This window comes from Streptomyces sp. NPDC034670 (genome assembly GCF_055574875.1).
Genome location: NZ_JBVITR010000007.1, coordinates 29,857 through 42,545, shown reverse-complemented (window position 1 = coordinate 42,545; position 12,689 = coordinate 29,857). Strand labels below are relative to the sequence as shown.

The 12,689-nt window shown below is 70.9% G+C and carries 12 protein-coding genes; all 12 read right to left on the bottom strand.

Annotated elements, in window-relative coordinates:
- Positions 1 to 163: 163 nt before the first annotated feature.
- Entirely contained in the window at positions 164 to 1,321 is a 1,158-nt protein-coding gene (locus ACZ56B_RS07450; RefSeq protein ID WP_468787262.1) for a DivIVA domain-containing protein, read from the bottom strand.
- 52 nt (positions 1,322 to 1,373) lie between these two features.
- Complete coding sequence (locus ACZ56B_RS07445) at positions 1,374 to 1,664, bottom strand: YggT family protein (RefSeq protein WP_468787260.1); 291 nt, start codon at positions 1,662 to 1,664, stop codon at positions 1,374 to 1,376.
- A 48-nt stretch (positions 1,665 to 1,712) separates the two neighbouring features.
- The gene (locus ACZ56B_RS07440; RefSeq protein WP_468787258.1) at positions 1,713 to 2,354 is read right to left on the bottom strand and encodes a cell division protein SepF; all 642 of its coding nucleotides are present in this window, start codon (positions 2,352 to 2,354) and stop codon (positions 1,713 to 1,715) included.
- A gap of 128 nt (positions 2,355 to 2,482) precedes the next feature.
- A complete protein-coding gene (locus tag ACZ56B_RS07435; RefSeq protein ID WP_468787256.1) occupies positions 2,483 to 3,202 on the bottom strand; it encodes a YggS family pyridoxal phosphate-dependent enzyme in 720 nt (239 codons plus the stop codon).
- 5 nt (positions 3,203 to 3,207) lie between these two features.
- Complete coding sequence (gene pgeF / locus ACZ56B_RS07430; RefSeq protein ID WP_468787532.1) at positions 3,208 to 3,915, bottom strand: peptidoglycan editing factor PgeF; 708 nt, start codon at positions 3,913 to 3,915, stop codon at positions 3,208 to 3,210.
- A gap of 20 nt (positions 3,916 to 3,935) precedes the next feature.
- Complete coding sequence (gene ftsZ / locus ACZ56B_RS07425) at positions 3,936 to 5,132, bottom strand: cell division protein FtsZ (RefSeq protein ID WP_468787254.1); 1,197 nt, start codon at positions 5,130 to 5,132, stop codon at positions 3,936 to 3,938.
- 279 nt (positions 5,133 to 5,411) lie between these two features.
- Positions 5,412 to 6,203: a cell division protein FtsQ/DivIB gene (locus ACZ56B_RS07420; RefSeq protein WP_468787252.1), complete on the bottom strand. Its 792-nt coding sequence runs from the start codon at positions 6,201 to 6,203 to the stop codon at positions 5,412 to 5,414.
- 13 nt (positions 6,204 to 6,216) lie between these two features.
- Positions 6,217 to 7,311: an undecaprenyldiphospho-muramoylpentapeptide beta-N-acetylglucosaminyltransferase gene (gene murG / locus ACZ56B_RS07415; protein WP_468787250.1), complete on the bottom strand. Its 1,095-nt coding sequence runs from the start codon at positions 7,309 to 7,311 to the stop codon at positions 6,217 to 6,219.
- Positions 7,312 to 7,317: 6 nt separating this feature from the next.
- Positions 7,318 to 8,670 (bottom strand): putative lipid II flippase FtsW, encoded by a 1,353-nt coding sequence (ftsW, locus tag ACZ56B_RS07410; RefSeq protein WP_468787248.1) that lies wholly within the window; start codon positions 8,668 to 8,670, stop codon positions 7,318 to 7,320.
- A 96-nt stretch (positions 8,671 to 8,766) separates the two neighbouring features.
- Positions 8,767 to 10,218 carry a UDP-N-acetylmuramoyl-L-alanine--D-glutamate ligase gene (murD, locus tag ACZ56B_RS07405; RefSeq protein ID WP_468787246.1) on the bottom strand — a complete coding sequence of 484 codons (1,452 nt, stop codon included), beginning with the start codon at positions 10,216 to 10,218 and terminating at the stop codon, positions 8,767 to 8,769.
- On the bottom strand, positions 10,200 to 11,273 hold the full coding sequence (mraY, locus tag ACZ56B_RS07400; protein WP_468787244.1) for a phospho-N-acetylmuramoyl-pentapeptide-transferase: 1,074 nt from the start codon (positions 11,271 to 11,273) through the stop codon (positions 10,200 to 10,202). The genes murD and mraY overlap by 19 nt, the downstream gene beginning before the upstream one ends.
- Complete coding sequence (locus tag ACZ56B_RS07395) at positions 11,270 to 12,685, bottom strand: UDP-N-acetylmuramoyl-tripeptide--D-alanyl-D-alanine ligase (protein WP_468787242.1); 1,416 nt, start codon at positions 12,683 to 12,685, stop codon at positions 11,270 to 11,272. The genes mraY and ACZ56B_RS07395 overlap by 4 nt, the downstream gene beginning before the upstream one ends.
- Positions 12,686 to 12,689 lie beyond the last annotated feature (4 nt).

Sequence of the window (12,689 nt, the reverse complement as noted above, 5' to 3'; positions counted from 1 at the left end):
TTCCCCTCCCCCCCCCCCCCCCACCCCCCCCCCCCTCCCCCCCCCCCCCCCCCCCCCCCCCGCCCCCACCCCCACCAACCCCCCCTCCCCCCCCCTTCCCCCCCCCCCCCCCCCCGCCCTGAACGCTGCCGACCACTACGTCGTACTCATGGCCATGGGGCCGTCAGTTGTCGTCCTCGTCGATGAGGAACCCGCGCATCGGCGAGGGGGCCTGCCCCATCGGCGACGGTCCCTGCGGGCGCACCGGCGCCATGGGCTGGGTCATCGCCGGCTGCATCTGCTGCTGGCCGCCGTAGGACGGGCCGGACTGACCACCGGGACCGCCGCCCATCGACTGGTTGCCGCCGTAGGACGGCGCACCGGCGCCGGCCGGAGCCATCGAGGGCGCCGGGGACGGCGGGAGCGACGGAGCGGCGCTCGCGGGCTGGCGCGGCGGGGCGAGCGAGTCGTCCGCCTGGGTCTCCAGCTGGCGCAGCTGCGACTCCAGGTAGGACTTCAGCCGCGTGCGGTACTCGCGCTCGAAGCCGCGCAGGTCCTCGACCTTGCGCTCCAGCGTGGCGCGGGCGGACTCCAGGGAGCCCATCGCGACGCGGTGCTTCTCCTGCGCGTCCCGCTCCAGGGCGTCGGCCTTGGCACGGGCGTCCCGCTCGAGGCCCTCGGCGCGCGAACGCGCCTCGCCGACGATCTTGTTGGCCTCGGAACGGGCCTCGGCGATCGCCTGGTCGGCGGTCTGCTGGGCCAGCGACAGCACGCGGGCGGCGCTGTCGCCACCGGGGCCGCCCTGACCGGGAAGACCGGGGCCGCCCATGGGGCCGCCCATCGGGCCACCGGGGCCCATCTGCCCCTGCATCGGGCCGCCCTGGCCCATCGGGCCGGGACCCTGACCCATCGGCCCGGGACCCTGGCCCATCGGGCCGGGACCCTGCGGGCCGCCCTGACCGCCGGGGCCGGCGGGCAGCTGGGGAGCACCGCTCGGCAGCTGGGGCGGGCCACCCATGGGGCCACCCATCTGCTGCTGCGGCGGGCCCGATATCCCGGCGGGCACGGGAGCGCCGGGACCCCGCATGCCCTGCTGGGGCATACCCTGCGGCGGCCCCTGCTGGTCCTGCTCCGGGGGCTTGCGCATGTTCTGCTGGTTCTGGGCGGCGGCGCGCGTCGCGGCGGCCAGCTTGGCGCGCAGGTCCTCGTTCTCGCGGAGCAGACGCGTCAGCTCGGCTTCGACCTCGTCGAGGAAGGCATCGACCTCGTCCTCGTCATAGCCTTCTCGGAGGCGGACGGTCGTGAACTGCTTGTTCCGCACGTCCTCGGGGGTCAACGGCATCTCTTCACCTCAACGTAGTCATCGGCAGTCGGCAGGCCCATGTCGTCCACAGTCACCTCAGCGCACTGCCCACGAGGGAGATCAGAATGTAGACGATGATCATCAGTACGAAGAAGGACAGGTCGAGCGCCACGCCCCCGAGACGCAGCGGCGGGATGAACCGCCGCAGAAGCTTCAGCGGTGGATCGGTGACAGTGTAGGTGGCCTCCAGGACGACCACCATCGCCTTGCCGGGTTGCCACGAGCGGGCGAACTGGAAGACGTAGTCCATGACCAGCCGGAAGATGAGCACCATGAGGAACACCATCAGCGCGATGTAAATCACCTGCACGAACACGCTCATGGCCTGCTCTTCCCTCTCCCCTGCGCCCTGCTCGATCGGTCCTGCGTCTCAGCTCTGGTTGAAGAACCCGCCCTCTGCGATGCGGGCCTTGTCCTCCGCCGTGACATCGACGTTAGCAGGAGACAGCAGGAACACCTTCTGCGTCACCCTCTCGATACTGCCGTGAAGACCAAACACCAAACCTGCCGCAAAGTCGACAAGTCGCTTCGCGTCTGTGTCGTCCATCTCAGTCAGATTCATGATCACCGGGGTGCCCTCACGGAAGTGTTCCCCGATGGTACGGGCCTCGTTGTAGGTCCGGGGATGAAGCGTGGTGATCCGGTAAGGCTCTCGTTCCGACACGACCTTGGGCATGATCACCGGTGCGTTCTTCTCCAGACTCGCGCGTTCTTGTGTGATGGATGCCACGGGGGCGATGCGCGCCGGGCGTGGCGATTCAGCGGGAAGCGAAGCGGAGCGGGCGGCCGGTTCGCGCGGCGCGGGCTGCTGGACGACACGCGCCCCTTCTTCCCTTTGTGGCTGATGTGAACCATGTGACTGATGCGACATCTCGTGTCGCCTGTGGTCACGTTCGGGCTCCGGGTCGAGTTCGGGTTCAAAGTCGTCGTCTGGGTCGAATCCGCGGCCGTCGTACCCATCGTCCTCCACGAGGCCGAGGTAGACCGCCATCTTGCGCATCGCGCCGGCCATGCTCCGAGTCCTCCGCTCTGTGGTGGATCCGCTGACGACCGCCAAGTGCCCGCGATCCACAAGGTCCTTATGTCCGCTATGGGCGGCAATGACCATATTTTCTACTGTGGTCCGACTTCTTGGCGACGTTACCCGAGCCCGGGACGGACTCCGAGTACCGCACTGCCGACGCGCACATGTGTCGCTCCGGCGGCAACGGCCTGTTCGAGGTCCGCGCTCATTCCTGCCGAGACCATGTTCGCAGCCGGATGAACCCTGCGCAGGTCGGTCGACAAATCCATCAACCGCTCGAACGCCGCCTGTTGGTGCCCGGCGTACTCCCCGGTGAGGGGGGCGACCGTCATCAGCCCGTCCAGCCGCAGCCCTTCGGCCCCGGCGACGAGCCCGGCCAGTTCCGCCACGCCGCCGGGCGCGATCCCCCCGCGCTCCCCCCGGCCGCTCTCGCCCGCGTCGAGCGCGACCTGGACGAGGCAGCCCACCTCGCGTCCGGCCCGCACGGCCTCCCGGGAGAGGGCCGTCACCAGCCGGGCACGGTCGACGGACTGCACGAGATCCGCGTAACCGACCACGGAGCGCACCTTGTTGGTCTGCAACTGACCGACGAAGTGCCAGGTGAGCGGCAGGTCCGCGCACTGGGCCGCCTTCGGCGCGGCGTCCTGGTCGCGGTTCTCGGCGACGTGGCGCACACCGAGTTCCGACAGGATCCGCACATCGCTCGCCGGGAAGGTCTTGGTGACCACGATGAGGGTGACCTCGTCGCGCGCACGTCCGGCCGCAGCGCACGCGGCGGCGATCCGCTCCTCCACTCTCGCCAGGTTCGCGGCGATTTCACCCTTACGATCCGTCATGTCTCTCAGTCCAGCCACACATAGCCCGCGAGCCGCCCGGTGGTGCGGTCGCGTCGGTACGAGAAGTGATCCCCCGACTCCAGCGTGCACACCGGCGACTGCTCCCGGTCGCACACCCCGAGCCGCTGGAGCTGCGCGTGCACGCCCGCGGCCACGTCGACCGCCGGCGTGCCCCAGCTCGTCTCGGCGTGCGCCGCCGGCTCGACGGCGGCCACCTCGGCGCGCATCGCCTCCGGCACCTCGTAGCACCGGCCGCAGACGGCCGGTCCGGTGCGGGCGACGATCCGCGAGGGCTCGGCGCCGAGTCCGGCCATCGCCCGCACCGCGGCGGGGACCACCCCGGCGACGAGTCCGGGCCGTCCCGCGTGGGCCGCGGCGGCAACCCCGGCGACGGGGTCGGCGAGCAGCACCGGTACGCAGTCGGCGGTGAGCACGGCGAGGGCGAGACCCCGCCGCGCGGTGACGATCGCGTCGACCTCGGGGACGGGGCGGTCGCCCCAGGGCTCGTCGACCACGGCCGTCCCGGCCCCGTGCACCTGGTTCATCCAGACCACCCGGGCCGGATCGACGCCGAGGGACCCGGCGGCCAGTTCGCGGTTGGTGCGTACGGCGCCGGGGTCGTCGCCGACCGCCCCGCCGAGGTTGAGCTCCGCATACGGAGCGGCGCTCACCCCGCCCCACCGGTCGGTGAAGGCGAAGTGCGCGCCGCTCACGCTCTCGCGTCGGGTCGCTATCACTTCAGGAAGTCCGGCACGTCCAGTTCCTCGGCCGCGCTGTCGTAGGTCCGCGACGGCGGGACCGGCGGCTGGGCGACCGGGATGTCGTGCACCGGCTCCGGGGCCACCGGCTCCGGGTCCTCCTTCGGCGTGACGCTGCCGAGCGAGCCGAAGGAGGGGCGGCTCTCCGGCTGCCGTGCCGGGGCCGGCGGCTCCTCTCGCTTGGCCGAGGACGAGCCGAGGACGTTCTCCCGCTTGGCCGGCGGCTGACCGCCGTCGAAGCCGGCCGCGATCACGGTGACCCGGACCTCGTCGCCGAGGGCGTCGTCGATCACCGCGCCGAAGATGATGTTGGCCTCGGGGTGGGCGGCCTCGCTCACCAGCTGGGCGGCCTCGTTGATCTCGAACAGGCCGAGGTCGCTGCCGCCGGAGATGGAGAGCAGCACGCCGCGGGCGCCGTCGATGGAGGCCTCCAGCAGCGGGGAGGAGATGGCCATCTCGGCGGCGGCCACCGCGCGGTCGTCGCCGCGGGCCGAGCCGATGCCCATGAGGGCCGAGCCGGCCTCCGACATGACCGACTTCACGTCGGCGAAGTCGAGGTTGATCAGGCCGGGCGTGGTGATGAGGTCGGTGATGCCCTGGACGCCGGAGAGCAGCACCTGGTCCGCCGACTTGAAGGCGTCGAGGACCGAGACCTGGCGGTCCGAGATGGACAGCAGCCGGTCGTTCGGGATGACGATGAGGGTGTCGACCTCTTCGCGGAGCTCCGCGATGCCGTCCTCGGCCTGGTTCGCGCGGCGCCGCCCCTCGAAGGTGAACGGGCGGGTGACCACGCCGATGGTGAGAGCACCGAGCGAGCGGGCGATGTTGGCCACGACGGGCGCGCCGCCGGTGCCGGTGCCGCCGCCTTCACCGGCCGTCACGAAGACCATGTCGGCCCCCTTGAGGACCTCCTCGATCTCCTCGCGGTGGTCCTCGGCGGCCTTGCGGCCGACGGCCGGGTTGGCCCCGGCGCCGAGTCCGCGGGTGAGTTCACGGCCGACGTCGAGCTTGACGTCGGCGTCGCTCATCAACAGGGCTTGCGCGTCGGTGTTGATGGCGATGAACTCGACGCCCTTGAGACCGACCTCGATCATCCGGTTGATGGCATTGACACCACCGCCGCCGACACCGATGACTTTGATGACTGCGAGGTAGTTCTGCGGTGCTGCCACGTCGAAGGCCTCTCGCCTCGAGTTACGTGTCGCCGTTCCGCGGGTGCGCCGCGAACCGACGACTGATGCCGAATGGGACGGTCCGTAGCGCCGACCCGAACCCTAACGTTGAAGTTTAGGGTTACCAGTGTGTCTGTTCCCTGGAGTCTTCTGAACAGGACACTAAGTCGACGAGTGGCGCCCGTTCAACGAACACGCCGAACCTCCCGTTTTTCTTTTCACCCTATGTGATCAGCCGTAGCGCTGCCCAGCCAGGGTGCTGGCCTGCACCGATGCGCGTCAACTCCCCGATGACGCCGGTGCCGTGGGGACGCTGACGTCGAAGTGCCGTGCCCCCGGCGCCGCTTTCATCAGCGCGGTGAGGGAACGGGCCTTCGCGGCCCCCTTCTCGCTGCTTCCCCAGTCGACCGTTCTGTCACCCGTCAACCGCAGCGAGATGTCGTCGTAGGAACGGACCTTGACACCGCGGACCGTGCGCGCGACGGAGTCCGGGACGGCGCCGGCGGCCCGGACCGCCTCCCGCACCAGCCGGCCCTCGCCGAAGCGGCGCAGGCTCGCGGCCGCGGAGCCGGTCCGGGAGACGTCCAATTCCAGCAGCGGAACACCTCGGGGTGCCCGGGAAACCGTAGCAAAACGGACACCCTCCTTGTCCACCTCGATGAACTTCCCGTCCTTTTGCAGAAGAAGAACCGGAGTGCGCTCCGTCACTTTCAGCTCGATTTCGCGCGGCCAGGAACGAATCACCTCAACTGTGGCAATTCGGGGCAATTCTTCGACGAGCCGCGCCTCGATCGCCCCGGTGTCCACCGAAATCAACTGCTCCCCGAGGGGAACGTCCGCCGTCTCGCGCACCCGCGCGGGCTCCAGGGTCCGGGTGCCGGACACGGAGACGCGCTCCACGCGCACCAGGTCCGAGCCGTACAGCAGCCAGAAGGCGCCGCTCCCGAAGAACACGAGAGCGACGGCCAGAACGACGATCACACGAAGGCGCCGACGGGACCACCGGACCGGCGGCGGGCCGGACGACCCCTGACGGCGTTCACCGCGCTCGGCGGCGGTCGGTCCGGCCACGCGCGCGCTCCTTTCAGTGGCGGTGGCGCGAGGCGATCGCCTCGTACACCATGCCGACGAGCAGGTCGTCGGCGTCCCGGCGGCCGAACTCGGAGGCGGCGCGGGACATCTCGTACAACCGGTGCGGGTCGGCGAGCACGGGCAGGACGTTCTGCTGCAGCCACTCCGGCGACAGCTCCGCGTCGTCGACCAGCAGCCCGCCGCCGGCCTTGACCACCGGCTGGGCGTTGAGCCGCTGCTCGCCGTTGCCGATGGGCAGCGGGACGTAGGCGGCCGGGAGTCCGACGGCGGAGAGTTCGGCGACGGTCATCGCGCCCGCGCGGCAGAGCATCATGTCGGCCGCGGCGTACGCGAGGTCCATCCGGTCCAGATAACTTACCGGGATGTAAGGGGGCATTCCCGGCATCTGCTGCACCTGCGGCAGTTCGTTCTTCGGGCCGACCGCGTGCAGGATCTGGATCCCGGCCTGCTGCAGCCGCGGAGCCACCTGCTGGACGACCTCGTTGAGCCGGCGGGCGCCCTGCGAGCCGCCGGAGACCAGCAGCGTCGGCAGGTTGGGGTCGAGTCCGAACGCGGCACGGGCCTCGGGACGGACCGCGGCCCGGTCGAGGGTGGCGATGGAGCGGCGCAGCGGGATGCCGATGTAACGGGCGTTCCGCAGCTTGCTGTCGGGCGTGGAGACGGCGACCTGGGCGGCGTAGCGGGAGCCGATCTTGTTGGCCAGCCCGGGCCGGGCGTTGGCCTCGTGGATCACGATCGGCACGCCGAGCCGCTTGGCGGCGAGGTATCCGGGCAGGGCGACGTAGCCGCCGAAACCGACCACGGCGTCCGCCTTGGTGCGTTCCAGGATCTGCTCGGTCGCCTTGATGGTGCCGCGCAGCCGGCCCGGGACGGTGATCAGCTCGGGGGTCGGCTTGCGTGGCAGCGGTACGGCGGGGATCAGCGCCAGCTCGTACCCGCGCTCGGGTACGAGACGTGTCTCGAGGCCGCGCTCCGTGCCCAGGGCCGTGATGCCCACGGTCGGATCCTGCCTGCGCAGGGCGTCCGCGAGGGCGAGCGCGGGCTCGATGTGGCCCGCGGTTCCTCCGCCGGCGAGTACGACATGCACCGAAATTCACCGCTCTCCGGACGAACGCACCGCTCGGGCGCGCCGTCGCATCGTGTTCCATCTCCGGGGCCACTGAAGACCCCCGTTCCGCTTTCTACCAAAGCGGGGTTGCCGCATCGCAAGCGCCATCCGCGCAGCGGGGTCCTCACGCGCGAAGGCGATCAGCAGCCCGATGGCGAACATGGTCGGCAGCAGGGCGGACCCCCCGTAGGAGAACAGCGGGAGCGGGACGCCGGCGATCGGCAGCAGGCCGAGCACCGCACCCATGTTGATCACGGCCTGGGCCATGATCCAGGTGGTCACGCCTCCCGCGGCGTACCTCACGAAGGGGTCCTCCGTGCGTCCGGCCACGCGGATGCCCGCATAGCCTAGAGCCGCGAACAGGGCGAGTACCGACAGCGTTCCCGCCAGGCCCAGTTCCTCACCGGTGACCGCGAAGATGAAGTCGGTGTGGGCTTCGGGGAGTTGCCCCCATTTCTCCAGGCTCGCGCCGAGTCCGGAACCGAAGATCCCGCCGGAGGCGAGGGCGTAGATCCCGTGCACCGCCTGCCAGCAGTCGACCGGCCCCTCCTGGGGCTCGGTGGCACCGAGGCAGGCGAGCCGGGCCATGCGGTTGGGACTGGTGCGGATGAGGAGCGCGCCGAGCAGCGCGGCGACCGACAGCACCCCGACGAACAGCCGGGTGGGCGCCCCCGCCAGCCACAGCAGGCCGAACAGGATCGCCGTCAGGATGATCGCCGTCCCCATGTCGCCGCCGAGCATGATCAGTCCGAGCAGCATGAAGGCGGCCGGAACCAGCGGCACCAGCATGTGCTTCCACTGGGCCAGCAGCCGCTTCTCCTGTTTGCGGGCGAGCAGGTCGGCACCCCACAGCACCAGCGCCAGCTTGCCGAACTCGCTGGGCTGGAGCTGGAAGGAGCCGCCCAGGGAGATCCAGTTCCGGTTGCCGTTGACCTCCATCCCCATCCCCGGCACCTGCACCAGGACCATCAGGAAGACGGCGCCCGCGAGGATGGGGTAGGCCAGCGCCCGGTGCAGCTTCACCGGCATCCGGGAGGCCGCCAGCAGCAGCACGCCGCCGATCGTGGCGGCCAGGAGCTGCTTGCGGAAGAAGTAGGAGCCCGGCAGGGACATCTGCAGCGCGGTGATCTGGGAGGCCGAGTAGACCATCACCAGGCCGAGCACGGTGATCAGCGCGCTGCCGCCGAGGATCAGGTAGTACGCGGTCAGCGGCCGGTCCCAGGCCCTGCGGGCCCGTGCGTGCAGGGCGCGCAGGGGGTTCTCGCGCGGGGACCGGGGCGCGGCGGGCCGGCGGGCGGCGCGCTGCGCGGGCGGCCCGCCGGTACGGCTACCGGGCATCAGGTCCTCCGTCGCACGCCGGGCGGCTGTACGCCGGACAGGGCCTCGACGGTCCCACGCGTCCCTCCCAAGGTCGCCCGGCGCACGGCGGCCGGGTCAGGCGCCGAGTTCGCGCACCGCCTGGGCGAACGCCTCACCGCGCCTGTTGTAGTTGGCGAACATGTCCATCGAGGCGCAGGCCGGGGCGAGCAGTACCGTGTCCCCGGGACGTGCGAGCCGCCGCGCCTCCTGGACGGCCTGGAGCATCGCCCCAGTGTCGGTCCGGTCGAGGTCGACCACCGGTACCTCGGGGGCGTGTCGCGCGAGGGCTTCGCGGATCAGGGCGCGGTCCCGGCCGATCAGGACGGCGCCGCGCAGCCGCTTCGCCGCTCCCGCGACCAGTTCGTCGAAGGTCGCTCCCTTCGCCAGGCCGCCCGCGATCCACACCACCGGCTCGTACGCCGCCAACGAGGCCTCGGCGGCGTGCGTGTTGGTGGCCTTGGAGTCGTCGACGTAGGCGACGCCGTCCACGTCGGCCACGTGCGCGATGCGGTGGGCGTCCGGGGTGAAGGCCCGCAGACCGTCGCGCACGGCCGTCGCGGGCACCCCGAAGGCGCGCGCGAGGGCGGCGGCGGCAAGGGCGTTGGCGACGTTGTGCGGGGCCGGCGGGTTCACGTCGGAGACCTCGGCGAGCTCCTGGGCACTGCTGTGCCGGTTCTCGACGAAGGCGCGGTCGACCAGGATGCCGTCCACGACGCCGAGTTGGGAGGGGCCCGGGGTGCCCAGGGTGAAGCCGATCGCGCGGCAGCCCTCCTCGACGTCGGCCGCGCGGACCAGGTCCTCGGTGGACGGCTTGCCGGTGGCATCGGCGTTGTAGACGCAGGCGACGCGATTGCCCTCGTAGACACGGCCCTTGTCGGCGGCGTACGCCTCCATGGAGCCGTGCCAGTCGAGGTGGTCGGGGGCGAGGTTCAGCACGGCGGCCGAGTGGGCGCGCAGCGACGGCGCCCAGTGGAGCTGGTAGCTGGACAGCTCCACGGCGAGCACGTCGTACTTCTCCTCGCCGAGCACCGCGTCCAGCAGCGAGACGCCGATGTTGCCGACGGCCGCGGTGCGCAGGCCCGCCGCCTCCAGGATGGAGGCGAGCATCTGGACGGTGGTGGTCTTGCCGTTGGTGCCGGTGACCGCGAGCCAGGGGGCGGGTTCCCTGCCGTCCAGGCCGCGCAGCCGCCAGGCGAGTTCGACGTCGCCCCAGACGGGGACGCCGGCCCGCCCGGCGGCGGCGAACAGCGGCTTGTCGGGCTTCCAGCCGGGTGCGGTGACGACGAGGTCGGTGCCCTCGGGCAGGGTCGCGCCGTCGCCGAGGCGGACGGTGACGCCGAGCCGCTCCAGTTCGGCCGCCTGGTCCCGGGCGCGTTCGTCGTCGCCGTCGTTGACGACCGTGACGTGCGCGCCGAGGCCGTGCAGCACCTTCGCCGCCGGGACGCCGGAGACGCCGAGCCCGGCGACGGTGACGTGCTTGCCCTGGAGGTCCGAGAGCACCGAGGAGGTCACTTGTCCGCTGCCCATCCTGCGTAGAAGATGCCCAGTCCGACGATCACACAGATGCCCTGGATGATCCAGAAGCGGACCACCACGAGGACTTCGGACCAGCCTTTGAGTTCGAAGTGGTGCTGGAGCGGTGCCATCCGGAAGACCCGTTTCCCGGTGAGCCGGAAGGAGCCGACCTGGATGACCACCGACATGGTGATGAGGACGAACAGACCGCCGAGGATGGCGAGCAGCAGCTCGGTGCGGGAGCAGATCGCGAGACCCGCGAGCACGCCGCCGAGCGCCAGCGAACCGGTGTCGCCCATGAAGATCTTGGCCGGGGAGGTGTTCCACCACAGGAAGCCTAGGCAGGACCCCATCAGCGCGGCGGAGACGACGGCGAGGTCGAGCGGGTCGCGCACCTCGTAACAGGCGTTCGGGTTGGTCAGCTCCTGCGCGTTGGCGCAGGACTCCTGGAACTGCCAGACGCCGATGAACGTGTAGGCGCCGAAGACGAGCACGGAGGCGCCGGTGGCGAGACCGTCCAGGCCGTCGGTCAGGTTCACGCCGTTCGACATCGCGAGGATCATGAACAGCGCCCAGATGACGAACAGCACCGGGCCGATGGTCCAGCCGAAGTCCGTGATGAACGACAGCTTCGTGGAGGCCGGGGTGTTGCCGCGGGCGTCCGCGAACTGCAGCGAGAGCACCGCGAAGGCGACGCCGACGATCAGCTGGCCGGCCATCTTCGCCTTGGCCCGCAGACCCAGCGAGCGCCGCTTGACGATCTTGATGTAGTCGTCCAGGAAGCCGACCAGGCCCATGCCGACCATCAGGGCCAGCACCAGCACCCCGGAGTACCTCGGCGGCTCGCCGCTGATCACCTTGCTGAGGAAGTACGCGGCGACCGTGGCCAGGATGAAGGCGATGCCGCCCATGGTCGGCGTACCGCGCTTGCTGGCGTGCTCGCGCGGGCCGTCGTCCCGGATGTACTGGCCGTACCCCTTGCGCGCGAGCAGCTTGATCAGCAGCGGAGTGCCGATCAGCGTCAGGAAGAGGCCGATGACGCCTGCGAACAGGATCTGATTCATCATCGGGCCGCGACCTCACCCTCGGCACCGGTCTCGAGCAGCGCCTGCGCCACGCGCTCGAGCCCGACCGAACGGGACGCCTTCACGAGTACGACGTCTCCCGGGCGCAACTCGCTGCGCAACAGGTCGATCGCCGCCTGTGCGTCGGACACGTGCACCGACTCCTCACCCCACGAACCCTCGTTATATGCGCCCAGTTGCAGCCAGGCGGCTTCCCTGCCGCCGACCGCGACGAGCTTGCTGACGTTGAGCCGGACGGCGAGCCGTCCGACCGCGTCGTGCTCGGCGAGCGCCTCGTCCCCGAGCTCGGCCATCTTGCCGAGCACCGCCCACGTACGACGCCCGTTGCCCATCGCTGCCAGGGCGCGCAGGGCGGCCCGCATGGACTCGGGGTTCGCGTTGTAGGCGTCGTTGACGACCGTCACGCCGTCCGGGCGCTCGGTGACCTCCATCCGCCAGCGGGAGAGGGAGCCCGCCTCGGAGAGCGCGCGGGCGATCTCGTCTGCGGGCATGCCCAACTCGTGGGCGACGGCGGCCGCGGCGAGCGCGTTCGACACGTGATGCTCACCGTACAGGCGCATGGTCACATCACATGCACCGGAGGGTGTGTGAAGCCTGAAGGAGGGCTGTCCGCTGTCCGTGAGTCGCACGTTCTCGGCCCGAACGTCCGCTTCGTCGGACTCTCCGAAAAGGATCACCTTCGCCTTCGTACGGGAGGCCATGGCCCGCACGAGCGGGTCGTCCGCGTTGAGGATCGCGGCGCCGCCCTCCTCGGCCGGGGGCAGGGCCTCGACCAGCTCGCCCTTCGCCTGCGCGATCTGCTCGCGGCCGCCGAACTCGCCGATGTGGGCGGTGCCGACGTTGAGGACGAGGCCGATCCTCGGCGGGGTGAGCTCGGCGAGGTACCGGATGTGGCCGATTCCGCGCGCGCCCATCTCCAGGACGAGGAACCTCGTCTCCTCGGTGGCGGTGAGCGCGGTGAGCGGCAACCCGATCTCGTTGTTGAGCGAGCCGGGGGTGAAGACGGTCGGCGCCATGCGCCGCAGCACCTGGGCGATGAGGTCCTTGGTGCTGGTCTTGCCGGCCGAGCCGGTGAGCGCGACGAGGGTGGTGCCGAGCCGTCCGACGACGTGCCGGGCGAGGGCGCCGAGGGCCGCCTGGACGTCCTCGACGACGATCGCGGGCACGCCGACCGGGCGGGAGGCGAGCACGGCCGCCGCGCCCGCCTCGATCACCTGGGCCGCGAAGTCGTGGCCGTCCGCGCGCTCGCCGACGAAGGCGACGAAGAGGCTGCCCGGACCGGCCTCCCGTGAGTCCCGGACGACCGGTCCGGTGACCTGGACGGAGGGGTCCGGTATGTCGTGCGTCTGCCCGCCGACGACTTCTGCGATCTCGGCGAGGGAGAGGGCGATCACAAGT

Bases quoted from the DNA above. Each gene is read 5' to 3' on its own strand.
- ACZ56B_RS07450 (WP_468787262.1), bottom strand. From the start codon at position 1,321: ATGCCGTTGACCCCCGAGGACGTGCGGAACAAGCAGTTCACGACCGTC.
- ACZ56B_RS07445 (WP_468787260.1), bottom strand. From the start codon at position 1,664: ATGAGCGTGTTCGTGCAGGTGATTTACATCGCGCTGATGGTGTTCCTC.
- ACZ56B_RS07440 (WP_468787258.1), bottom strand. From the start codon at position 2,354: ATGGCCGGCGCGATGCGCAAGATGGCGGTCTACCTCGGCCTCGTGGAG.
- ACZ56B_RS07435 (WP_468787256.1), bottom strand. From the start codon at position 3,202: ATGACGGATCGTAAGGGTGAAATCGCCGCGAACCTGGCGAGAGTGGAG.
- ftsW (WP_468787248.1), bottom strand. From the start codon at position 8,670: ATGCCCGGTAGCCGTACCGGCGGGCCGCCCGCGCAGCGCGCCGCCCGC.
- murD (WP_468787246.1), bottom strand. From the start codon at position 10,218: ATGGGCAGCGGACAAGTGACCTCCTCGGTGCTCTCGGACCTCCAGGGC.
- mraY (WP_468787244.1), bottom strand. From the start codon at position 11,273: ATGATGAATCAGATCCTGTTCGCAGGCGTCATCGGCCTCTTCCTGACG.